Raw genomic sequence first — 22,344 nt, forward strand, 5'->3', positions numbered from 1 at the left:
GGAGAAGCAAGGATGCCATTTCACAACCAAACGATTCTGCCGGCGGTACGGAAAGTCAAGGATCTGGAGAAGCTGCTGCCGACCTCGTTCACGTATATCGTGCTCCTGGACAGCCACATCGGTCAGTTGAAGTCGCTCGTGGATCTGGGGAAGACCCATGGGAAGAAGCTGCTCCTGCACGTCGACTTGGTAGAAGGGCTGAAAAACGACGAGTATGCCGCGGAATTCGTCTGCCAGAGCATACGGCCCGCCGGGCTGATCTCAACCCGAAGCGGAGTGATCGCCAAGGCGAAGCAGAACGGGCTGCTTGCCATTCAGCGGTTGTTCCTGCTCGATTCCGGTGCGCTGGAGAAAAGCTACTCGCTGCTCGAACGGACGAAGCCGGATGTGATCGAAGTGCTGCCGGGCGTCATTCCGCAGCTCATCACCGAGGTCAGAGAGCGAACGGGCATTCCGATCTTCGCGGGAGGGCTCATCCGGACGAGGGACGATGTGGAGAATGCTTTGAAAGCGGGTGCATCGGCGGTGACGACATCACACCGGGAGCTGTGGCGGAAATGAGTCGGTAGGAAAAGGGAGGAGTACAGCGTGAACTCATCGTATATATTAGCGATTGATCAGGGGACGACGAGCTCCAGGGCGTTGCTGTTCGATCGGCAGGGCCGGCCGGCGCATCTAGCGCAGCAGGAGTTTACCCAGCATTTCCCTCATCCGGGCTGGGTGGAGCATGACGCCGAGGAGATTTGGCGTTCCGTGCAGAGCGTCATTCGCCGGGTGCTGGCGGAGAGCGGCATCTCCCCTTCGGACTTGGCCGGGATCGGGATTACGAATCAGCGGGAGACGACAGTTGTGTGGGATAGCCGCACCGGCACCCCAGTGTACAATGCCATCGTCTGGCAGTCCCGGCAATCCGCTCCGATCTGCGACGAGCTGAAAGCGGAGGGACGGGAGCCGCTGTTCCGCGAGCGGACCGGGCTGCTGATTGACGCCTACTTCTCCGGGACGAAAATCAAGTGGCTCCTCGATCACGTCGAGGGCGCACGCGAGTTGGCGGAGGCCGGGCATCTGCGGTTCGGCACGATCGACACGTGGCTCATCTGGAAGCTGACCGGCGGTGCCGTGCACGTGACGGATTACTCCAACGCCTCGCGAACGCTGCTGTACAACATTCATGAGCTGAAGTGGGATGAGGAGCTGCTCGGCATCTTGAACATCCCGGCCTCGATGCTGCCGGAGGTGCGGCCTTCCTCGGACATCTACGGCCACACGGCTGCTTCCGCCGAGTGCTTCGGAGGAGCGCCGGTTCCGATCGCAGGCGTGGCGGGCGACCAGCAGGCCGCTTTGTTCGGACAGCTGTGCTTCGAGCCCGGCATGGCCAAGAACACATACGGCACCGGCTGCTTCATGCTGATGAATACGGGAGCCGAAGCGATCCCCTCCCAGCACGGGCTGCTGACGACGATCGCTTGGGGGCTGAACGGCAAGGTCGAATATGCGCTGGAGGGCAGCATTTTCGTCGCGGGGTCCGCCATCCAATGGCTGCGGGACGGGCTGCAGCTGCTGGAGCGGGCTTCCGACAGCGAAGCATATGCGCTGCAGGTGGAGTCGTCCGACGGCGTGTATGTCGTGCCGGCCTTCGTCGGACTCGGGACGCCGTACTGGGACAGCGATGTGCGGGGCGCCGTATTCGGGGTGACGCGCGGGACGACCAAGGCGCACTTCATCCGCGCCACGCTGGAGTCGCTCGCCTACCAGACGCGAGACGTCCTCGATGCGATGGAGGAGGATTCCGGCATCCGGCTGCAAAAGCTGCGCGTCGACGGCGGCGCGGTCGCGAACAGCTTCCTGATGCAGTTCCAGAGCGACATGCTCGGGGTTCCGGTCGAACGGCCGGTGACGCAAGAGACGACGGCGTTAGGCGCCGCGTACTTGGCCGGACTCGCGGTCGGCTACTGGTCGAGCCAGCAGGAGCTCGCGCAGGCTGGGGCCGGGCAGGTGGACGGCACCTTCCGGCCGCAGATGGCGCCCGAAGCGCGCGAGGAGCTGTACGCGGGTTGGGCGAAAGCGGTCCGGGCGGCTATCGCTTTCAAATAAAGCATGGTTGTGCTATGATACCTTTATAAGTTCATAACGGTTGGAGTTCGAGGAGAAACCACAACAGCGACTGCGTTTGCTAAGGCGAATGCAGCCCGCTTGCTTGTGGTTTTTTGCTTATTTTCGCGTAAATAGAGGAGGAGAGACAGAATGAGTGTACAATTTTCGGGAAAGATTAGATCGGCCTGGCTTCAGGCCATGTCGGAAGAGGTGCTGGATCTGCTGGTGATCGGCGGAGGCATTACGGGGGCGGGGATCGCGCTTGATGCCGCCAGTCGAGGGCTCCGAACAGGGCTAGTGGAGATGCAAGACTACGCGGCGGGTACGTCCAGCCGTTCGACGAAGCTCGTCCATGGCGGCCTGCGGTATCTGAAACAGCTGGAGATAAAGCTCGTGGCGGAAGTCGGTAAGGAGCGCGCGATCGTCTATGAGAACGGCCCGCACGTGACGACGCCGGAATGGATGCTGCTGCCGATCTATACGGGAGGTACCTTCGGACGCTGGTCCACATCGCTTGGCCTGCGGCTGTACGATTATCTCGCCGGTGTGAAGCGGAACGAGCGGAGGAAGATGCTCGGCCGGGAGGAGACGCTGAAGCGAGAGCCCTTGCTGCAGCGCAGCGGTCTGAAGGGCGGCGGCTATTATGTGGAGTACCGGACCGACGATGCGCGGCTTACGATCGAGGTGATGAAGAAGGCGATCGAGCTAGGCGCCCGCGCGGTGAATTACACGGCCGTCGAGGAGCTGCTGTATGAGGAAGGGCGAATCGTCGGCGTGCGGGTTATCGATCGGCTGAGCGGCGAGGTCTATCGGCTTCGGGCGAAAAAGATCGTCAACGCCACCGGCCCGTGGGTCGATACTTTGCGGGAGTTAGACAAATCCAAGAAAGGCAAGACGCTCCACCTGACCAAAGGCGTCCACCTGGTGTTCGATCAGTCGCGGTTCCCGCTCGGGCAGGCGGTGTACTTCGATACGCCGGACCGCCGCATGGTGTTCGCCATTCCGCGTGACGGCAAGACGTACGTAGGGACGACGGATACGAACTACAACGGGGACCGGGTGAACCCGCTCCTGACCGTGCATGACCGGCAGTACCTGATCAATGCGGTGAACAGCTTGTTCCCGGACGTGAAGCTGACCGAGCAGGACGTCGAGTCCAGCTGGACGGGGCTGCGGCCGCTGATCCATCAGGAAGGCCGGGACCCGTCGGAGATTTCTCGGCGGGACGAGGTGCTCGTGTCGGCGTCCGGCCTCATCTCTATCGCCGGGGGCAAGCTGACCGGCTACCGCAAGATGGCCGAGGCCGTGGTCGATCTGGCCGCCGGCCAGCTGCAGGCGGAGGGCGCGGCTGCGATTCCGGCGAGCCGGACGAAGCGGCTGCCGATCTCCGGCGGCGACGTCGGCGGCTCAGCGCGGCTCGCGGCGTTCGTCGCCGCGAAGCGCGACGAAGCGCGCCGCCTGGGGCTCGGTGACGCCGAGGCCGAGCGGATCGTACGCCGGTACGGCTCGAACGTCGACGCCGTGTTCGCGTTAATCCGCGTGGAGGAGGCGGCCGCCGGGGCGGAGGCGGCGCCGGCGCTGGAGGCGCAGGGAGGTGCGGCAGGCGTGGGCGTCGACGGCGCAAGCCCGGCGGTGAAGACGGCGGTGGCGAGTGTCGGCCGAGGAGCCGAGACGGCGGCAGCGGACTTGCCTGCCTACTTGCGCGCGGAGCTGGCGTATTCGGTCGATCAAGAGATGACCGTCAAGCCCGTCGACTTCTTCATCCGCCGGACCGGAGCGCTGTTCTTCGACATCGCCTGGGTGCGGCAGTGGAAGGAGCCGGTTATCGCGTGGATGCAGAAGGACTTCGGCTGGTCGGACGAACGAACGGCCGAATATGCGACGGAGCTGGAGAACCGGTTGCGGGAAGCGACCGTGCCCGCCGAGCGGGATCATTTCTAGAGGATGGATAGGGAAGAAGCGGCCCGTTAGGCGGGCCGCTTCTTCCATAATTGCTCGAGCACGATGGCGAGCATCGTGCCGATTAGCAGCCCGTTGCCGCAGATGTACTGCACGCTGGGGGGCAGCGCTTGGAACGCGGTCGACGGTTGGAACATCAAGCCGGCGCCGAACACGAGTGTGATCCCGAGGATCGTCAGCCGGCGCTGGTCGAGCGGGTCCCGCAGGATAGACTGCACCGAGATGCCGACCATCTGCACGAAAGTAGCGAACAGCGCCGCGTTGGCGACCGGCCCGGGGAGCAGCGCCAGCACATGCACGAGTCCCGGGAACAGCGCCACCAGGGCCAGCAGCACGCAAGCGGCGAGGAACGGCGACCGCCGCTTCTCGCCGGTCAGCTGAATGAACCCGGCCGAGACCGGCAGCGGGACGAGCCCCATCGTCGAGAACGACGCGGTCAGGAAGTGCGTGACGCCGCCGGCGATGCTGCCGCGGTTGTAGATGCTCTTCGGCGTCGCCTTGGGGCTCGCCGGTGCGACTTGGCTAACCGCGCTGATCGCCGCAATCGTGTTGGACACGAGAATCAGCGTGAACAGCGCGCCGGTGATGACGATGCCGGCATTCCAATGCGGCGGGCCCCAGGCGAACAGCTCGGGCAGCTCGAACCATGGGGCTGAAGCCGTGGAGTCGGACGGACTGGCGGCATCCGTCGCGCCGCTCCTGCCAAGCCCGAAGGCAGCGTATGCGGCCCAACCGAGGCCGATGCCGATCAGGACGGCGTAGTTGCGAAGCCAGCCTTTGCCTTTCACGGAGAGCACGATGACGATCGCGAATACCCCGATGGCGACGGCGGCTGTACCAGTGTCCATGCGGACCGCTTCGCCGGAGAGGCCCAGCATGCCCTTCAGGAACACACCGCTCAGCTGGATGGCGAGGAGCAGCAGGAATGAGCCGGTCACGAGCGGCGTGAAAAGGCTCAGCATGCGATAGAACAGCCCGCTCACGCCCAGGAGGAATAGCAGCGCGCCTGTCACGAGCAGGCCGCCTTCGATAATCTGCAGCGTATCGTGCAGATTCTCCCCCCGCTGCAGCGCCATGTCGGCCATGATGACGAAGACGCTCACCCAGGAGCCGGCCGGACCGTCGGCGATCGGATACCGATGGCCGAGCGCTCCCTGCAGCAGCGAACTGACGCCGACGATGAAGAAGGTGCGCTGCATGAGCGACGCTACTTCTTCAAGCGGCAGGTGGAATACGCTGCCGATGACGATCGGCATGGCGACGGAGTTCGCCAGCAGGAAGATGAACCACTGGACGGTATTGAGCCCCAGTACGAGCCCGGACGAATTCCGGTTGGCCGGCTTCGCATCCGGGTTCTGGTTCGAGTTCGGGTTCGGTGTAGAGGATGAGGCCGGGCGCATCAGCCGAACGTCCCCGCCACTAGGCGCCCTCGAGCCAAGACGGCCTCGCGCTTCGGGCGCCGCGCGACCGTCTCGGCCGAGCAGCTCGCCGCGACGAACACGGCGTCGGCCGCATCGCCGACCGCCGGCCAGACGCGGCGGCCGTCCTCATCCAGCGGCAGCACGCCGCCGGTGATGAACCCGAGCGCTCGGGCGAGCGGCCGCTCCGCCGTAAAGCGGTACAGCTCCGCGAGCCGCGTCGCCTTCTCCAGGCAGTCGCCGGTGCCGAACGGCGACCAGTGGTCGGTGATGCTGTCGTTGCCGAGGCCGACCGCCACCCCGCGGTCGCGCAGCATCGGCAGCGGCATCTGCATCGTGCCGATCGGCACGGTCGAGGTGACGGCCATGCCGAACGCCGCCATTCGGTCGGCGAGTGCGGCCGCCTCGCCGGGATCGCCCGTCAGCGCGAACGCATGGCTGACGGTCACGCGCCCTTGCCAGCCGGCCTGCTCCGTCAGGTCGGCGAGCCGGTGCATCGTGGCGAGGCCGATCTCGCCACGGTCGTGCAGGTGCAGGTCGATGCCGGCATCGGCCTCGACCGCGATGTCCATCAGCGTCTGCAGCGACCGCTCGACGTCCCCGTCGACCGTGCCGGGATCGACGCCGCCGACAAGCGTTGCCCCGCGCCGCATCGCCTCGCGCACCTCGCGCTCCACCCCGGAGCGCAGCAGCCCGTGCTGCGGGAACGCCACGACCTCGTGCGTCATCCGCCCGACGAAGGCGTCCAAAGCCTGCATCGTCGCCTCCAGATTGCAGAGCCCAATGACCGGGTCCACATTGACGTGCGTCCGCACATGGGTGGAGCCGAAGCGGAGGATCAGCGACAGCAAGGCCTTCGCGCGGGACTCCACATAAGGCAGCTGCTTCGGCAGCAGTTCCTCTTCCTCGCGGATGCGGTCGAAGATGCTCGAGCTCGGCTTCACCGCCTTCCATTCGCCGCTGTAGTACGTTTTGTCGAGATGGATGTGCATCTCGCGAAAAGCGGGCAGCATGAGCAGCCCTCTAGCATCCAGCTCCGGAAGCGCATCGGCCGGCATTGCGCTGCCTGCAGCTCCATCGTCACCTGCGTCACCCGCGTCACCAGCAGCCCCGCCAGCTCTAGCCGCAGTACCAACCCCTGCCGGCTGAATCGCTTGGATCGAGCCGTCCTCAATCCGCAGATCGCACAGCTCCGTCTCCGTGCCGGAGATCCGGCCTTCCTCGTAGCGGAATCTGCCTTCCAGCCGAACATTGCGCAGCCAGTAGGCCGGGAGTTCCCTCAACCCCGCAGCTCCAGCAGATACCGCGTCCCCATGTCGTGCCAACATTTAGAAGCACCTTCTTTCTATCCGTAAAAATGATAAACGCGATGAGTGCATCATAGTCCCGCAGCAGTTCTCCCAACTTTGCCCTGTCTCCTGAATCCTATCTATACCTTAGCTAGAACTCTCGTTAAGCTCCATTAGCCGGACCATCTCCGTATACCCCAGCCGCTCCGCATGCTGCAAAGCGGTAACGCCGTCCTTGTCCGGAATATGCACATCCGCGCCGTGTTCGAGCAGCAGCTTCACGATGCGCTGATGGACCGGGCCTCCGTCGCTCAGCAGCACCGCTTCCAATAACGCCGTCCAGCCCAGCCGGTTCACATGGTTCACATCGACGTCCGACAACGTCAGCAGCGCCTCGACTACGTCCAAATGCCCTCGCTCGCACGCGGGGATCAGCGCCGTCCCGCCGAAGCGATTCGTCAGCCTCGTATCCGCTCCAGCCTGCACGACAAGCCTGACGATGTCCAGCAGTCCGGCAGCACCCGCGTACAAGAGCGGGTTGTCCTGGCGGTGGTCGCGCACATTCAGATCGGCGCCGGCTTCGATGAGCGCCCGTACCGTATCGACCCGATTGTGGTACGTCGCGGCCATGACGGGTGTCCGTCCTTGCGCATCCGTTCCGTTGATGTCCGCGCCTTCCTCCAGCAATCGCAGCACTGTCGCCGTTTCGCCGCGTTCGGCGGCTTTCATCAAGTCCTCTTGCTTCCGCATGCGTGCATCCCCTCCTTAGCAACTGATTAATATGGTATCATGGGAGGAGGCATACGAAAAATATTTGTTAAATTGCATTTTCATACTTTAAGCATATAGAGGAGGCCGGTAATGGATATCCGACAGCTGCGGTACTTCATCGCGATTGCGGAAGAGGGACAAATTACGGCGGCCGCCCGCCGCTTGCATATGGCACAACCCCCGCTCAGCCAGCAGCTCAAGGCTATGGAGCAGGAACTCGGAGTCAAGCTGGTGGAGCGAACAGGCAAGCAGCTGCAGATGACGGGGGCGGGAGAGCTTTTCTATAAGCATGCGTTGAATATCGTGAAATTATTGGAAGAGTCGCAAATCGAGGTGCGGGAGCAGGGCAGCGGACACAGGGGAAAGCTGAGCATCGGGGTCAACACGTTGTCGAACGAGTGGCTGCCGGAGCTGCTGAGCCTGTTTCAGGCGCGCTATCCGAACATCACGTACCGCATTCAGCAAAATGAATCCGCTCAACTGTGCAAGCTGGTTCGGGAGAGGGAAGTGGAGCTGGCGATCATTCGGGTGCCGCTGGATTTGCAAGATTTTCACGTCCTGCCTCTGACCCGGGAGCCGTTCTGCTTTGTCACATCGGCTAGACACGCCACGAAGCCCTTGGAAGCTCCAGCAGCGCTCGAACAGCTCGTGAATGAACCTTTGATCGTCCCGAGCACGGAAGGGCTGGGGTTGTATCAAATGATTATGGATGCTTTTACCCGGCGTGGGCTTGTTCCCCATATTGTGTGCGAATGCTCGGATATTCATGTGCTGCTGGAGCTCGTCGCCTCGGGATTCGGGACTACGTTGGTGCCGGAGAGCGTGGTGAAGCTGCATCGCGGGTATGAGGTGCGATCCTGCCGACTCGAAGGCGCGGCACTCGAAGCGTCGTCCGCTTTGATTTGGCTCAAGCAGCATTATTTGTCCCAGACGGCCCAGCACTTCATAGAGCTGATGCGGGAAAAATTGGGCGAGGATCATTTCCGAAATTGAGAATCCGGTTCTGGGATTCGTAAGACGCGCTTGGCCGAGAACGATACAATGAGGGCATATCCGCAAGCATTACAGCGATTCCAACTAAATTAGAAAAGGGAGACCTGAACTCATGGCTATTCATCAAATCGGCATTATCATGAACGGCGTTACCGGCCGGATGGGCACGAACCAGCACTTGATCCGCTCCATCGTCGCCATTCGCAAGCAAGGCGGCGTAGAGCTGCCGAACGGGGACAAAATCATGCCGGACCCGATCCTCGTAGGACGTCAGGAAAGCAAGCTGCAGGACTTGGCCGACAAGCACGGCTTGACCCGGATCAGCACCGATCTGGACGCGGCATTAGCCGATCCGTACAACGTGATCTACTTCGACTCGCAAACGACCGTTCGGCGCGCCGCTGACGTGAAGAAAGCGATCGCCGCAGGCAAACACATTTATTGCGAAAAGCCTACCGCGACCGACTTGGCTTCCTCCATGGAGCTGGCTCGTCTGGCTAGAGAAGCGGGCGTGAAGAACGGCGTCGTGCAAGACAAGCTGTTCCTGCCGGGATTGCTCAAGCTGAAGCGTCTCGTGGATTCCGGCTTCTTCGGCCGCATCTTGTCCGTCCGGATGGAGTTCGGCTACTGGGTGTTCGAAGGCGACTGGCAGCCGGCTCAACGTCCTTCCTGGAACTATCGCAAGGAAGACGGGGGCGGCATCATCGTCGACATGTTCGCGCATTGGCGTTATGTCCTGGACAATTTGTTCGGCGAAGTGAAGGCCGTTTCCTGTATCGGTGTCACGCACATTCCGGAGCGTTGGGACGAGAAGGGCGAGCGTTATACGGCTACAGCGGATGACGCGGCGTACGCTACATTCGAGCTGGAAGGCGGCATCGTGGTGCAAGCGAACTCCTCTTGGACGACCCGCGTGAACCGCGACGACCTGCTGACGATTCATGTGGACGGGACCGAAGGCAGCGCCGTGGCCGGCTTGCGCGATTGCAAAGCCCAACACCGCGTGCACACGCCGAAGCCGGTCTGGAACCCGGACATCGAGAATCCGTTCAAATTCATCGAGCAATGGGATGAAGTGCCGGGCAACACCGTGTATGACAATGGCTTCAAGGTCCAATGGGAGCTGTTCCTGAAGCACGTCGTCATCGATACTCCGTTCCCTTGGGACTTGCTCGAAGGGGCGAAGGGCACGCAGCTCGCCGACCTCGGCCTGCAATCTTGGGAAGAGCGCCGCTGGCTGGACGTACCTAAGCTGAGCTTGTAAAAAGGGGGAGCTATTCCATGGCTAACACGTTGTTGCTGCCGCAATCCGGCGGCAAGCGTCTTTCGTATACACCGGGGCAGGCGGCCGTCATCGAGCCGCCCAAGGCTCCGCTCACGAGCCGTATCGCTTATTCGGCCGCACACGTCGTGTGCGATCCGTTCGCGGACGCCGATCCGCTGAACAACGGGCAGATCGATTGGGACGGCACGCTCGCGTACCGCCGCCACCTGTGGTCGCTCGGCCTGGCTGTCGCGGAAGCGATGGACACCGCCCAGCGGGGCATGGGCTTGAACTGGGAGCGCGCCAAGGAGCTGATCAGCCGCTCCACGGCGGAAGCGCGTGCCGTCGGCGGCCGGATCGCTTCCGGCGCCGGCACCGACCACCTGGCGCCCGGCCCGAACGTGACGCTGGAGCAGGTGGAAGCGGCCTACGAGGAGCAGTGCAGCTTCGTCGAGGCGCAGGGCGGCCGCATCATCCTGATGGCGTCGCGCGCTCTCGCCGCCTGCGCCAAGAGCCCGGAAGACTACGAGCGCGTCTACGGCAAGATTTTGAGCCAAGTGAAGGAGCCGGTTATCCTTCATTGGCTGGGCGACATGTTCGATCCGCAGCTGACCGGCTACTGGGGGCACAAGGACCTGAACGCCGCCATGGACGTCTGCCTGCGTGTCATCCGCGCGAACGAATCCAAGGTCGACGGCATCAAGATTTCCTTGCTCGACGCCGAGAAGGAAATCGTCATGCGCCGTCAGCTGCCGGCGAGTGTTAAGATGTACACCGGCGACGACTTCAACTATCCGGAGCTGATCAAGGGCGACGAACAGGGCTACAGCCATGCGCTGCTTGGGATCTTCGACGCGATCGCGCCGGCTGCGGCGGCCGCCATCCACGCGCTGGACAACGGCGACGTGAAGCGGTATGACGCACTGCTGGAGAAGACGGTGCCGCTGTCGCGCCATATTTTCCAGAAGCCGACGTATGCGTACAAGACCGGCATCGTGTTCATGGCGTACTTGAACGGCCATCAGAACCACTTCCGCATGATCGGCGGAGCGGAGGGGGCGCGGTCGATCGTGCACCTGTCCGACCTGTTCGTCATGGCGGATCAGGCGGGCCTGCTCGTTAACCCGGATCTGGCCGCCGAGCGGATGAGCCTCGTGCTCAAGCTGGCCGGCGCGTAAGCGTAACGGAAGCGTAACGGAGGCGTACTTGGGAAGGAGAGGATTTGCAATGGCACAACCGTTTCAGAATATAGATCGGCTTAGCTTGAACCAAATCACGACGAACCGCTGGAACATGAAGGAAGCGGTCGACGGCTGCGCGCGGGCGGGCGTGCCATGGATCGCCATGTGGCGCGACAAGGTCGCCGACGCGGGACTCGCGGCGAGCAAGCGCTTGGCGCAGGACGCCGGCCTGCGCGTCTCGAGCCTGTGCCGCGGGGGGTACTTCCCCGCGGCCACGGCCGCCGAGCGCCGGGAGCGCATCGACGACAATCGCCGCGCGATTGAAGAGGCGGCGGAGCTGGGCGCGGAGGTGCTCGTGCTCGTGTGCGGGCCGGCGGCGGACCGCGACATCGACGGCGCGCGCGCTCAGGTGGCCGACGGCATCGCCGAGATCGTGCCGTACGCGCAGCAATGCGGCGTGAAGCTCGGCATCGAGCCGCTGCATCCGATGTACGCGGGGCAGCGCTCGGTCATCGTCACGCTGGAGCAAGCGACGACGATGGCGCGGCGGCATGCCGCGCATGAAGTCGGTGTCGTGGTCGACGTGTTCCACGTCTGGTGGGACCCGAACCTGTACCGCGAGATCGCCCGCGCGGGCGAAGACGGCCGCATCCTCGGCTTCCATGTGTCCGACTGGATCGTGCCGATGCCGGATATGCTGCTCGGGCGCGGCATGATGGGCGACGGCTTGATCGAGCTGCGCCGCATGCGCGAAGCCGTCGAGCAGGCCGGGTACACCGGCCCGATCGAGGTGGAGATCTTCAACCAGGCGATCTGGGATACGCCGGGGGACGAAGTGGTCGCTACGATGAAGCAGCGTTACTTGGAGCATTGCTAATTGGAGTTGTGAATAGAAAGGACCCGGCCGTTCAGATGGCCGGGTCCCTTTTCGCTGCAAGGCCGGAACCCGGCCTTAGAACGCGGCGCGAGGTCGCGCGCAGCGCTGCAAGGCCGGAACCCGGCCTTAGACTGCGCGTCGAGCGCGCCGGCACTGCTGCAAGGCCGGAACCCGGCCTTAAAATGCGCGTCGAGCGCGCCTGCACCGCTGCAAGGCCGGAACCCGGCCTTAGAACGCGGCGCGAGGTCGCCCGCACCGCTGCAAGGCCGGAACCCGGCCTTAAAATGCGCGTCGAGCGCGCCCGCACTGCTGCAAGGCCGGAAACCGGCCTTAAAATGCGCGTCGAGCGCGACCGCATCGCTGCAAGGCCGGAACCCGGCCGGTCACACGACTATCCCCCCTCCTCCAACTGCTGACGGTACTCCGTTGGACTGCAGCCCGCGTACTTTTTGAACGCCTTGGTGAAATGCGTATATTCCGGGTAGCCGACGGCGTGACCCACTACGTAGATTTTGTTGTTTCCGTCCTGCAGCATAGCCTTCGCCCGTTCCATCCGCATCCGCGTCAAGTACTGAATGAACGGCACGCCCTCGATCTTCTTGAACATGAAGCTGAAATACGCGGGGGAGATGTGGAGATGCCCGGCCACCTCGCTCAGGGAGAACTGCGGATCGTCGAAGCGCGATTCCATATAAGCGAGCGCCTCGGCCACCAAGGGTTTGTAGCCGGAATGCCCGGCCTCCGCCTCCGCGCGCAGGAAGGAGGCGGCTGGCGAGACCGCCCGGACGAGGCGCGCGTCGTCCACCTCGACGACCGCCTCCGGACCCGCCCAGCCGGCCACCGCATCGCCGCCGCGCTCCGTCTCGCCGTCGCCTTCCGCGGCATCGCGACCGCCAGCCCTGCCGCCGCGCTCACTCCCACCTGCCGCCGTGTCCGCCCCATCGCCACCCCGCTCCGCGCGCCACTTCTCGCGCAGCCGCCCGAGCAGAGCGAGCAGGGCGTCCGCCTGGATCGGCTTCAGCAAGTAGTCGGCCGCGCCGTACCGGAGCGCCTCCTGCGCATAGGCGAACTCGCCGTAGCCGGAGACGAGCACGGTCTCGGTGCGCAGCTCGCGGCCGTGCACCTCGCGCAGCAGCTCCAGCCCGTCCATCACCGGCATTCGGATGTCGGTGAGCAGCAGGTCCGGCTGCAGCCGCTCGATGAGCGCCAGCGCTTCGGCGCCGTCCTCCGCCTCCCCGATGACCCGGAAGTCGGTCGTCTCGTCGTGCAGCAGCGTGCGCAGCCCGAGCTTCACCAGATGCTCGTCGTCCGCGATGATGACCTTGTACATGCGTGCAACCTCCTTCTCCTCGTTAAGCGGCAACTCTCACACTGCGTAAGGCAGCCGGATCTCGATGACGGTGCCGCGCTCGTCGGACCGGACGATCGTGAGCCCGTACGGGATGCCGAACGCCAACCGCAACCGGCTGTGTACGTTCCACAGGCCGAGCCGGGGGAAGCGCTGGAAGTCCGGCTTCAGCATGTCCTGCTCCGTGACCTCCCGGAACGCCTCGTTATAGGCCGCGGCCAGCTCGGGCGGCATCCCGAGGCCGCGATCCTCGATCCGCAGCACGTACCCTTCCGGGTCGGCCCGACCGAACAGGCCGATATACTCAGCCTTGCGTTTCCGCTTCTCGTACCCGTGCATGAAGGCATTCTCCACGATCGGCTGGATCGTGAGCGGCAGGATGCGGACCCGGTCCAGCCAGTCCGGGTCGAGCTCGACCTCGAGCCGCAGGTCCTGGAACCGCTCCTTCTGGATGTTGAAGTATGTGAACGCCTGGTTCATCTCTTCGGCGAGCGGCACGACCTTCTCGGGGTGGCTGATGCTGTACCGCAGAATCTGCGACAGCCAGACGGTCATCTGGCTGATCGGCTTCACCTTGGCGACAATCGCGTACGCATTGATCGCTTCCAACGTGTTGTACAGGAAGTGGGGATTGATGCGCAGCTGCAGCGACTGCAGGTGCGACTCCCGCTGCTTGATCGCCATCTCCTTCTCCCGGATCTCGGCCGTATGCACGATCTCGATCAGCCGCTGGATCTCGTCCAGCATCCGATTGAAGCCCTCGTTCAACCGGCCGATCTCATCCCTGCGCCCCGGGGCGCGGATCTGCAGATTCCCGAGCTCCACCTTCTTCATGAGCCGCATGAGCAGCGACAGCGGCTTCGTGATCGAGAGGGAGAAGCCCACGATCATGATGACGGCGAACAGCAGCATCGCGGCGCCGAGCACGACCGTCAGATTGCGCATGAACACCAGCTTCTCCATCAGCTCGCGAAGCGGGACCTCGGAGATCAGAGTCAGCCCCGTGAACTCGGAGCGAAAGGCAATGACGAGCTGATCCCCGTCCGGTCCGTCGCTCACGAAGTGGACCTGCCCCTGACTACCCAGCCGTTCCTTATAGCGAGCCGGGATCGGCGCACCCCAGAGCTGCCGGTCCGGATGGTACAGGTACGCGCCGTCGGCCCCGGCGATAGAGATAACGCCGGTTTGTCCCAGGCGGACGTTGTCGATCGTCTCAAGAATCGGGTCCAGCAGCAGATCGATCACGAGAGCGCCGCCGGCCCGGTAGGTTGTGTTGTCGTAGATTTTGCGATAGATGGTCAGCACCGGCGTCGATTGCACCAGGCTGATGCCGAGATAGCGGTAGTTGTCTTCGCCTGCATCCAGATCGAGATAGGAGCGGATCCGGTCGCTGATATCGACATTGCTGTGATAGACGCCTTTGGAGGACAGCAGCGTGAAGCCATACACGTCCTTCCGCCCGTACACATAGTTCGGATACAGCTCCAGCTTCACTTGCTCGCTGACGATGAACTGCTTGTAGACTTCCGACGGCTCCAGCCGAATGAACTGCTGCACGATCGGATTCGTCAGCAGCGGTACGGTCGCTTTTTTCACATCCGAGAGGTAGTAATCCAGATTCCGGTTCATCTGCATGAGCAGCTGCTCGGTCGTCTGCACCGCGTTCTCCTCGATCGAGGCCGTCGATTTCTCGTACCAGAGCATCGCCGACACGGAGAAGGGCAGCAGGAACAGGAGCAGGAACAAGCCCGCCAGCTTGGCGCGGATCGTGAACAGGGGGGTCGGTATTCGCTTCGCCAAGTTGATCTTCCAGATCGGACTCACCTCCGGACTCGAGCTCCGGGCGGGCCGGATTTTACGCTTATCATACCGCATTTGCGGACGGGCTGGGAACGGGCTATTCCTTGAGCGAGCCGAGCATGGCGCCTTGGACGAAATATTTTTGCAGGAACGGGTAGACGATCAAGATCGGGACGGTCGCGAACAGGACGATGCCCGCCTTCATCATTTCCGGGGTGAACTGCATGTTCAGTTGAAAATTATTGTCGATCCCCGAGTTCGACCCGTCCTCGACGATCATGTTGCGCAGCAGCACTTGGAGCGGGTACAGCGATTTGGTCCGCAAAAAAATGATCGCCGAGAAGTACGAATTCCACTGCCCGACGGCGTGGAACAGGGCGATCGTCGCCAGTACCGGCATCGACAGCGGGAGCACCAGCTTGGCGTAGATGCCGGCTTCGCTGCTGCCGTCGATCTTGGCGGCGTCGAACAGCTCGCTCGAGATGCCCTGGAAGAACGCTTTGATGATGAAAATATAGAACGCCCCGATCGCCCCGGGCACCATCAGCGACCATAACGTATCGAGCATGCCCAGCTCTTTTACAAGCAAGTAGCTCGGGATGAGCGGGACCGGGAAGATGAACGTCAGCAGGATCAGCTTCAGGAACCACTTCCGGCCCGGCATGAACGCCCGGGAGAGCGAGTAGGCGAGCGAGGAGTTCAGCAGCAGCGCGATCAGGGTGCCCAGAACGGTGATGTACACGCTAACAGCCATCGAGCGCCACAGCCAGGGCGAGCGGAGGATCTCCGCGTAGACGTCGGTCTGGAACCCTCGGGGCCACAGGCCCACGATCCGGGCGTTGGCGTATTGCGGCGCGCTGAGCGAGACGGCCAGCAGATGCAGCATCGGCGCGACCATGAGGAAGCAGACGACGGTCAATAGCGTGCCGTTCACGATCGGGAACAAGCGGGTTTGGCGCATGGGAGGCTCCTTTCTTCAGTAAATTCAGTAGATGCTTTCGCCGGTGGTCCGTTTGCTGAGCGTATTGACGCCGACTATGAGCAGCAGCCCGATGACGGATTTGAAAATGCCGATGGCGGTCGTATAGCTGAACTGGCTGCCGAGCAGGCCGACGCGGTAAATGTAGGTGTCGAACACCTCGCCGACGTCCCGGACGAGCGGATTCAGGAAGATGAGCATCTGCTCGATGTTGGCGTCCAGCAAATTGCCGATACGCAACAGGAGCAGCACGACGATCGCGGGCATGATCGAGGGCAGCGAGATGTGCCACATTTGTCTCCACCGGCTCGCCCCGTCCACCATGGCCGCTTCGTACAGGTTCGGGTTCACCCCGGCCAAGGCCGCGAGGTAGATGATCATCCCCCAGCCGACTTCCTTCCAGATCCCGATCGTGATAATCGTCCCGAGGAACGTATCGGGGTTGCCGATGAAGTCGATCGGTGCGACACCCCAGCTTCCGAGCAGCTTGTTGGCGAAGCCTTTGACATCCAGCAGGTTGAAGAAGATGCCGCCCACGATGACCCAGGACAGGAAGTGAGGCAAGTAGAGCAGCGTCTGGACCGAGCGCTTGAACCAGGCGACCCGCATCTCGTTTAGCAGCAGCGCCAGGACGAGAGGGGCGGGGAAGCCGAACAGGATCGAATAAAAGCCGAGACGGACGGAGTTCCAAAAAATTTTAGAGAAATCCTCAAACGCGAACATGCGGCGAAAATGGTCCAGGCCAACCCAGTCGCTTTGCCAAATGCCCTGGAACAGGTTGTAGTTTTTGAACGCGATCACATTGCCGGCGAGCGGCACGTATTTGAACAGGAACAGGGCGATCAGACCCGGAAGGGCGATCAGCAGCACCTGCAGGGCGTCTTTGGAGTAGCTCGATTTGCGCAAGGGCTCACGCCTCCCTAGTTGGTTGAGACTTGTCAGTCGGATGGAAGAGATGGATGCATGGATGGAAAAACGGCGCCGGTAGCGCCGCTTCCCCGGTCCAGCTATGGCCTACTTCTTGTGGAACGAATTGTACCAATCCGTCGCTTCCTTGATTACGGCGTCGCCGCCGCGTTTCTTCCATTCGGACACGAACTTGTCGAAGGCGGTATCGATCGGTTCGGTACCCGTTACGACCTTGGCGAACATGTCGGTGAACAGGTTGCCGGTAGCGAAGCCGATGGCCAGCTCCGGCTTGCCGTCGAGCGATTTCAGCCGGGGCATGTAGAGCCCGTCGTGCTTGATCAGGTTCGTCTTGGCGAGGTCGTAGCCCTTGGTCATCACGTCGGCATCCGGCATCGCTTTGAGTACTAGCGGAGAGGCGAAGCCGATCTCGCGTAGGTTCAGCGACAGCTGGTACATCTGGAACGTATTCTTGTCCGCGTTCACGCTGGCGGCCATGTCGTATTTGATTTTGCCGCCCTCCTCGGTGTAGTTCGTGCCCTTGATGCCGTAGGCAAAAAACTGATCTGCCGCCGGATCGCTCCACGCCCAGTCGAGGAACTTGATGATTTCCTCCGGGTTCTTCGTCTTGCTCGGGATGACCCAGACGAAGTAGATGTCGTCGCCCTGGGCACCGAGGCCGCCCTTGCCGTCCGCGCCTTTCGGCGCCGCATTCATGCTGACTGACGCGCCCGGCTGGTTGAGGAACGTCTTCTTCGCGCCCTCCGCGTTGTAGCCGGCCGTGTACTGGTACACCGCGGCGCCCCAGGAGCCGATCTCGCCTTTCGCGATCGCGGCGTTATGCTCGGCTTCCTTGCGGGTGAACAGGTTCGGATTCACGTAGCCGTTGTCGTACAGCTTCTTGTAGAACGAGATGACGTCCTTCATCTTCGGATCGATCATGTCCGGCGTCAGCTGGCCGTTCCGCAGGTTGTACAGGCCCGGCGAGACGCCGAAGGCGGAGCTGAAAATATCGGTCCAGCCGAGCCCGTCGAACATGCCGATGCCGTATTCGTCGTTCGGATCGCCGTTGCCGTTCATGTCTTCCTTCTTGACGCCTTCGAAATATTTCAGGTAGTCGTCGATCGTCTTGGGCGCCGGCAGCTTCAGCTTATCCAGCCAATCCTGGCGCACGAACACGACGCGGTCGGCCGGGACGCCGGTCAAGACGGGGATGCCGTAGATTTTGCCGTCCTTCGACACGCGGGGGGAATTCCAGGCGGTCTCGGGAATCTTCTTCTTCAAGTTCGGGCCGTATTTGTCTATCAACGGTTTCAGGTCGAGGAACACGCCTTGGTCGACGGCCCCCGTATGGATAGTGGAGTTGATCTCCGGGGTGCGGATCAGATCGCCCAGCTCGCCGGACGCGAAGCGCAGCGACAGCTGCTGGGCGTAATCGGCGTGGCCGAGGAACTCGAACTTCAGGTCGTACCCGGACAGGCGGCTGAGTTCCTTGATGTAAGGGTCGTCCGCCTTGGCCTGCTTGGCATAAGCGGCTTCGGAGTGGGAGAGCAGGATGTTGATTTTCTTGTTCGCGGCCGGTTGTGCCGAGCTGTCTGCCGGTTTATTGTCCTCGGTCTTCCCGCAGCCGGCTAGCGCCGCCGTAGCGGTGAGCGTGGCGATCAGGGACCATGCGGTTAGTTTCTTGTGCAAACGAATACCCCTTTCTCGTGATCGGTGAATGCGCTTTCAATCGAGGGCCCTTCGATTTAGTTTCAGTATAGCTTCGGCCCAGGCTGTTTCCTATGTGATTTTCCAGCGAGGGTATGAGATTTTTTAAATGGCCCGGGTGCTTGTTAGGGGAAATTGGGTGATACGTACAGCTGGAAAAGGATCTGTACTTTTCCGGCTGGTTGGGCTAATCTGAGTATAAATGGTTTAGCACTCTCGTGTCGAGAGTGCTAAACGTACGAAAGGTGGCCGTGCAAACTGATGCTAGACACCAAATTGATTCTTTTAGAAGGGATTCCCGGATCCGGCAAGTCCACAACCGCGCAGTTCCTGGCTCGCCAGCTGCACCGGTTGGGGATTCCGCACAAGTGGTGGTACGAGGAAGAGCAAGGCCATCCGGTGTACATATTCGATGACCCCGAATCGATGCTCCGAGTAGTCGATGAGCTGGCGGCAGGCCATTATTTATCCGTAATCGAGAAGGCGCTGCACCGCTGGAGATCGTTCAGCTCGGCCCTACAGGCGTCCTCGGAAGTGATCCTCATCGACAGCTGTCTCTTCGGTTATTTAACTTGGAGCCTCTTTCCCTACAATGTCCCGGTACATACGATTAAGGATTACGTGCTGGAAGTCGAACGAATCCTGGAGCCCTGTAAGCCCGCCCTCATCTACACCTATCAGAAGGATATCGGGAAAGCACTGAGAACTATCGTTACCCGACGGGGCGGAGAGACGGAGAGTCGCTTCATACGGGCGGCCACCGAGTGTGCATACGGGAAAACCCGTGCTTTGCACGGGTTCGAAGGGATGGTGCAATATTGGCAAGATTACCGTGCCATGACGGATGAATTCTTCCGGAGTCTCAAGCTCAAAAAACTGTCGATTGATAATTCTGCGCTCGACTGGCAAGCTTATGGTCGCTTGGTAGCGGATTTCCTGAATCACCCGCTAACCGAACCCGCACCCCGGCTTGATTCTACAACCTTGTCCCAGCTCGAGGGCTTCTATCATTCTATCGAAGATTCCGACCCGGCAAAACCACTAGTCCAAATTCGCTGCGTGAACGGACTGTTAATCGCCGACGGATTGCCACAAACATGGCCGCAGTCGACACTCCTTCCCTTCGAGGACAAGGTGTTCGATGTTCAATCGCTCCCCTTCCAAGTCCGGTTCGAGGAGATGGATTCCGACGTTCGTATGTATCTGACCGGGCCGAACTTATTAGGCGGAGCGGTCCATCATGCATACGTGAAACGGTAGTTCCCGCCCTCATCTCACTTTCTTCGGCCAAAAGGTATAGCTGAAGCTCCAGACGAAATCGATCGCCACCACGAGGCTCCACAGCTGCATCGTACCCCGCAGGCTCTCCGTCCGCGCAGCGTCGCCCACGAGCAGGACGATCGCCCAAAGGATCGCGCACCCGATCCCATACGCGACCAGGTGGCGCAGCCACAGCGTGCGCTCCCGCCGGGCATGCTCCGGACCGCCCTTGGGCGGCTTCACCGGAGCGGGGCCCCCGGCGAACCGGTGGGCGAACCGAGCGTCCGCCCAGCGAATCATCGCGTGGCCGAAGGCCACCGACACGCCGATATAGACGGCGGCCAGTCCGTGCACGAAGCTGGCGATGCCGCCGCCGCGAAGCTCTACCACTGTGGCGACGAGCAGCGCCACGTCCACGAGCGGCGTGCAGAGCAGCAGGACGGTGCCCAGCTGCCGCCGCCGCAGGATATAGCGGGCGAACAAGCCCGCCAGGACGAACAGCCAGAAGGCGATTTCGCAGCCTACTATGAACCCTGCGATCACCTACACCCAGCTCCCTTGACGGAAAAGGGGCACCCGCGTGCCGTCCGTCTTCACGCCGTCGATGTCCATCTCGGCCGAGCCGATCATGAAGTCGACGTGAATCAAGCTCTTGTTCGCCCCGCGCTCGGCTAACTCTTCCTGGCTCATTTCGGTGCCGCCCTTCAGGCAGAAAGGAAGCGCCGAGCCGATTGCGAGGTGGCAGGAGGCGTTCTCGTCATACAGCGTGTTGAAGAACACGATGTTCGACTGCGAGATCGGCGACTCGTCCGGCACGAGGGCGATCTCGCCCAGATAGTGGGAGCCTTCGTCCGTCTCGATGAGCTGCTGTAATGTGTCATAGCCCGTCTCCGCCTTGTAGTCCACGATCCGCCCCTCGCGGAAGGTCAGCGAGAATCCGTCAATGACGCGGCCTCCATGGTTCAGCGGCTTCGTGCTGCTGACCGTGCCTTCCACGCCGAGCTTGGCCGGCATGGAGAACAGCTCTTCCGTCGGCAAGTTCGGCACGAACGTCACGCCCTTGGCGTTCAGCTGCTCGGCGCACACCCATTGATGCTCTGCCGGCAGAGCGACGGTCAAGTCGGTGCCCGGCGCCCTCAGGTGCAGCTTCGCGAAAGCTTGCTCGTTCAGGGCGACGCGCCGCTCGTTCAGATGGGCGATGTGCCGTTTCCATGCTTCCACCGGATCGGCCTCGTTCACCCGGTTCATCTGGAAGATTGCCTCCCACAGCTTGGCGATCGCCGCCTCGGTCCCGAGCTCCGGGAACAGCTTGGCCGCCCAGTCGGGCGTCGGCACGGAGGCGATCAGCCAGCTGATCTTCGCGGTTCGAGTATACGTATTGAACGTCTGGAACGCGAGCGCTCTCGCTTTGGTCACGCGGCCTACGCGCACCGGGTCGGCGTCCTTCAGCAGATCCGGGTTAGGCGCATAGATCTGCAGCAGGGCGGCGCCTTCCTCCGCCATCTGCTCATAGCCCTTGGCGATCCACTGCGGGAAGTCGTCCATCGCTTCATCCGGGGCATGCAGCAGCCGGATGCGCCTCAGGTCGTCATCGTCCCAATCGACGAGGACTTCTCGAGCTCCGGCCTCGTAGGCCGTCTTCGCGAGCAGGCGGGCGAACGCCGCCGTGTCCAGGCTGGATTTGACGATCAGCGTCTGCCCGGGTTGAATATTCACTCCGATCCGGACCAGCAGCTCGGCGTATTGCTTCTGTTTTTCTTCGAACGATTTCATCGCATTCCAGCTCCTCTTCCACATCTAAGATAGTTACAGAGACAATCGATAGATCGCCAGGACGTCCTCGCGGTTCAATTGCCGGAAGTTGCCGAACGGTCCGTACTTCATCGCCTTCTCGGCCATGACTTCCAGTTGGCTGTCATCGATGTCATAATCGGCGAGCCGGGCCGGTGCGCCGATCGAGTTCCAGAACGCCCGCAGCGCTTCGATGCCTTCCTCCGCCACGGCGCGATCGGACTTGCCGGCCGCGTCGATGCCGAAGACGTTCACCGCCATTTGCTTGAACCGGCCTACATTCGTCTCCAGGACGTGCTTCATCCAGTTCGGGAACAGAATGGCGAGGCCGCCCCCATGCGGAATATCGTACACGGCCGATACGGCATGCTCGATGTTGTGCGTCGCCCAATCGCCGCGGAAGCCCGGGCTGATCGTGCCGTTCAGTGCCAGCGTCCCCGCCAGCAGGATCGTCTCCCGGGCGGATACGTCGTCCAGGCGCTCCAGCAGCTTCGGAGCCGTGTCGATGACGGTACGCAGCAGCGTCTCCGCCCAGCCGTCTTGGATCGGGGTGGGGGTGAAGGGGGCGTGAAAATAACTTTCAAAAACATGCGACATAATATCGACCATCCCATAAACCGTCTGGTCTCTCGGGACCGTAACCGTATAGGCGGGATCGAGGATCGAGAACTTCGGAGCGACGAGCGGCGATCCCCAGCCGAGCT

At 62.1% G+C, this 22,344-nt stretch carries 19 protein-coding genes; 8 read left to right on the forward strand and 11 right to left on the reverse strand.

The annotated features are described in order from the left end of the window. The first annotated feature begins 12 nt into the window (after nucleotides 1–12). From ACI5FR_RS06960 to ACI5FR_RS06970, 3 genes are all read left to right on the forward strand, one after another. On the forward strand, nucleotides 13–561 hold the full coding sequence (locus ACI5FR_RS06960; RefSeq protein ID WP_405452161.1) for a glycerol-3-phosphate responsive antiterminator: 549 nt from the start codon (nucleotides 13–15) through the stop codon (nucleotides 559–561). A gap of 27 nt (nucleotides 562–588) precedes the next feature. Next, a complete protein-coding gene (gene glpK / locus ACI5FR_RS06965) occupies nucleotides 589–2,094 on the forward strand; it encodes a glycerol kinase GlpK (RefSeq protein ID WP_405452163.1) in 1,506 nt (501 codons plus the stop codon). A 150-nt stretch (nucleotides 2,095–2,244) separates the two neighbouring features. After that, nucleotides 2,245–4,035, forward strand: coding sequence for a glycerol-3-phosphate dehydrogenase/oxidase (locus ACI5FR_RS06970; protein ID WP_405452165.1), 1,791 nt, complete (start codon nucleotides 2,245–2,247; stop codon nucleotides 4,033–4,035). Nucleotides 4,036–4,061: 26 nt separating this feature from the next. On the opposite strand, the gene ACI5FR_RS06975 is transcribed toward ACI5FR_RS06970, so the two are convergent. From ACI5FR_RS06975 to ACI5FR_RS06985, 3 genes are all read right to left on the reverse strand, one after another. Next, a complete protein-coding gene (locus tag ACI5FR_RS06975; RefSeq protein ID WP_405452168.1) occupies nucleotides 4,062–5,453 on the reverse strand; it encodes a purine/pyrimidine permease in 1,392 nt (463 codons plus the stop codon). Further along, complete coding sequence (locus ACI5FR_RS06980) at nucleotides 5,453–6,799, reverse strand: amidohydrolase (protein ID WP_405452171.1); 1,347 nt, start codon at nucleotides 6,797–6,799, stop codon at nucleotides 5,453–5,455. The genes ACI5FR_RS06975 and ACI5FR_RS06980 overlap by 1 nt, the downstream gene beginning before the upstream one ends. Nucleotides 6,800–6,907: 108 nt before the next feature. Beyond that, nucleotides 6,908–7,510 (reverse strand): ankyrin repeat domain-containing protein, encoded by a 603-nt coding sequence (locus tag ACI5FR_RS06985; protein WP_405452174.1) that lies wholly within the window; start codon nucleotides 7,508–7,510, stop codon nucleotides 6,908–6,910. Nucleotides 7,511–7,621: 111 nt separating this feature from the next. Here ACI5FR_RS06985 and ACI5FR_RS06990 point away from each other — a divergent pair, with 111 nt between their 5' ends. From ACI5FR_RS06990 to ACI5FR_RS07005, 4 genes are all read left to right on the forward strand, one after another. Beyond that, nucleotides 7,622–8,524 (forward strand): LysR family transcriptional regulator, encoded by a 903-nt coding sequence (locus ACI5FR_RS06990; protein WP_405452177.1) that lies wholly within the window; start codon nucleotides 7,622–7,624, stop codon nucleotides 8,522–8,524. Nucleotides 8,525–8,636: 112 nt separating this feature from the next. Next, on the forward strand, nucleotides 8,637–9,788 hold the full coding sequence (locus ACI5FR_RS06995) for a Gfo/Idh/MocA family protein (RefSeq protein WP_405452179.1): 1,152 nt from the start codon (nucleotides 8,637–8,639) through the stop codon (nucleotides 9,786–9,788). Between the two features lie 17 nt (nucleotides 9,789–9,805). Continuing rightward, the gene (locus tag ACI5FR_RS07000; RefSeq protein ID WP_405452182.1) at nucleotides 9,806–10,966 is read left to right on the forward strand and encodes a dihydrodipicolinate synthase family protein; all 1,161 of its coding nucleotides are present in this window, start codon (nucleotides 9,806–9,808) and stop codon (nucleotides 10,964–10,966) included. 49 nt (nucleotides 10,967–11,015) lie between these two features. Then, on the forward strand, nucleotides 11,016–11,846 hold the full coding sequence (locus tag ACI5FR_RS07005) for a sugar phosphate isomerase/epimerase family protein (protein WP_405452185.1): 831 nt from the start codon (nucleotides 11,016–11,018) through the stop codon (nucleotides 11,844–11,846). A 391-nt stretch (nucleotides 11,847–12,237) separates the two neighbouring features. On the opposite strand, the gene ACI5FR_RS07010 is transcribed toward ACI5FR_RS07005, so the two are convergent. The 5 genes from ACI5FR_RS07010 to ACI5FR_RS07030 form a co-directional block, all read right to left on the reverse strand. Beyond that, nucleotides 12,238–13,176: a response regulator transcription factor gene (locus ACI5FR_RS07010; RefSeq protein ID WP_405452187.1), complete on the reverse strand. Its 939-nt coding sequence runs from the start codon at nucleotides 13,174–13,176 to the stop codon at nucleotides 12,238–12,240. 36 nt (nucleotides 13,177–13,212) lie between these two features. After that, nucleotides 13,213–15,018 (reverse strand): sensor histidine kinase, encoded by a 1,806-nt coding sequence (locus tag ACI5FR_RS07015; RefSeq protein ID WP_405452190.1) that lies wholly within the window; start codon nucleotides 15,016–15,018, stop codon nucleotides 13,213–13,215. Between the two features lie 73 nt (nucleotides 15,019–15,091). After that, the gene (locus ACI5FR_RS07020) at nucleotides 15,092–15,955 is read right to left on the reverse strand and encodes a carbohydrate ABC transporter permease (protein WP_405452193.1); all 864 of its coding nucleotides are present in this window, start codon (nucleotides 15,953–15,955) and stop codon (nucleotides 15,092–15,094) included. Nucleotides 15,956–15,979: 24 nt separating this feature from the next. Beyond that, nucleotides 15,980–16,879: an ABC transporter permease gene (locus ACI5FR_RS07025; protein WP_405452196.1), complete on the reverse strand. Its 900-nt coding sequence runs from the start codon at nucleotides 16,877–16,879 to the stop codon at nucleotides 15,980–15,982. A 108-nt stretch (nucleotides 16,880–16,987) separates the two neighbouring features. Beyond that, on the reverse strand, nucleotides 16,988–18,571 hold the full coding sequence (locus ACI5FR_RS07030; protein WP_405452199.1) for an extracellular solute-binding protein: 1,584 nt from the start codon (nucleotides 18,569–18,571) through the stop codon (nucleotides 16,988–16,990). Between the two features lie 279 nt (nucleotides 18,572–18,850). Here ACI5FR_RS07030 and ACI5FR_RS07035 point away from each other — a divergent pair, with 279 nt between their 5' ends. Continuing rightward, nucleotides 18,851–19,849 (forward strand): P-loop NTPase family protein, encoded by a 999-nt coding sequence (locus ACI5FR_RS07035; RefSeq protein WP_405452202.1) that lies wholly within the window; start codon nucleotides 18,851–18,853, stop codon nucleotides 19,847–19,849. Nucleotides 19,850–19,858: 9 nt separating this feature from the next. On the opposite strand, the gene ACI5FR_RS07040 is transcribed toward ACI5FR_RS07035, so the two are convergent. The 3 genes from ACI5FR_RS07040 to ACI5FR_RS07050 form a co-directional block, all read right to left on the reverse strand. Continuing rightward, a complete protein-coding gene (locus ACI5FR_RS07040) occupies nucleotides 19,859–20,392 on the reverse strand; it encodes a hypothetical protein (RefSeq protein ID WP_405452205.1) in 534 nt (177 codons plus the stop codon). After that, a complete protein-coding gene (locus ACI5FR_RS07045; RefSeq protein ID WP_405452208.1) occupies nucleotides 20,393–21,622 on the reverse strand; it encodes an aminopeptidase in 1,230 nt (409 codons plus the stop codon). Nucleotides 21,623–21,655: 33 nt separating this feature from the next. Continuing rightward, on the reverse strand, nucleotides 21,656–22,344 hold a 689-nt coding region (locus ACI5FR_RS07050; protein WP_405452211.1), incomplete at its 5' end, for an iron-containing alcohol dehydrogenase.

Source organism: Paenibacillus sp. HJGM_3, assembly GCF_045062745.1.
Taxonomy (GTDB): Bacteria; Bacillota; Bacilli; order Paenibacillales; family NBRC-103111; genus Paenibacillus_AA.

Bases quoted from the DNA above. Each gene is read 5' to 3' on its own strand.
- ACI5FR_RS07000 (WP_405452182.1), top strand. From the start codon at position 9,806: ATGGCTAACACGTTGTTGCTGCCGCAATCCGGCGGCAAGCGTCTTTCG.
- ACI5FR_RS06990 (WP_405452177.1), top strand. From the start codon at position 7,622: ATGGATATCCGACAGCTGCGGTACTTCATCGCGATTGCGGAAGAGGGA.
- ACI5FR_RS06980 (WP_405452171.1), bottom strand. From the start codon at position 6,799: ATGTTGGCACGACATGGGGACGCGGTATCTGCTGGAGCTGCGGGGTTG.
- ACI5FR_RS07035 (WP_405452202.1), top strand. From the start codon at position 18,851: ATGCTAGACACCAAATTGATTCTTTTAGAAGGGATTCCCGGATCCGGC.
- ACI5FR_RS06995 (WP_405452179.1), top strand. From the start codon at position 8,637: ATGGCTATTCATCAAATCGGCATTATCATGAACGGCGTTACCGGCCGG.
- ACI5FR_RS06960 (WP_405452161.1), top strand. From the start codon at position 13: ATGCCATTTCACAACCAAACGATTCTGCCGGCGGTACGGAAAGTCAAG.
- ACI5FR_RS07005 (WP_405452185.1), top strand. From the start codon at position 11,016: ATGGCACAACCGTTTCAGAATATAGATCGGCTTAGCTTGAACCAAATC.
- ACI5FR_RS06975 (WP_405452168.1), bottom strand. From the start codon at position 5,453: ATGCGCCCGGCCTCATCCTCTACACCGAACCCGAACTCGAACCAGAAC.
- ACI5FR_RS07010 (WP_405452187.1), bottom strand. From the start codon at position 13,176: ATGTACAAGGTCATCATCGCGGACGACGAGCATCTGGTGAAGCTCGGG.
- ACI5FR_RS07020 (WP_405452193.1), bottom strand. From the start codon at position 15,955: ATGCGCCAAACCCGCTTGTTCCCGATCGTGAACGGCACGCTATTGACC.
- ACI5FR_RS06970 (WP_405452165.1), top strand. From the start codon at position 2,245: ATGAGTGTACAATTTTCGGGAAAGATTAGATCGGCCTGGCTTCAGGCC.
- ACI5FR_RS07045 (WP_405452208.1), bottom strand. From the start codon at position 21,622: ATGAAATCGTTCGAAGAAAAACAGAAGCAATACGCCGAGCTGCTGGTC.
- ACI5FR_RS06985 (WP_405452174.1), bottom strand. From the start codon at position 7,510: ATGCGGAAGCAAGAGGACTTGATGAAAGCCGCCGAACGCGGCGAAACG.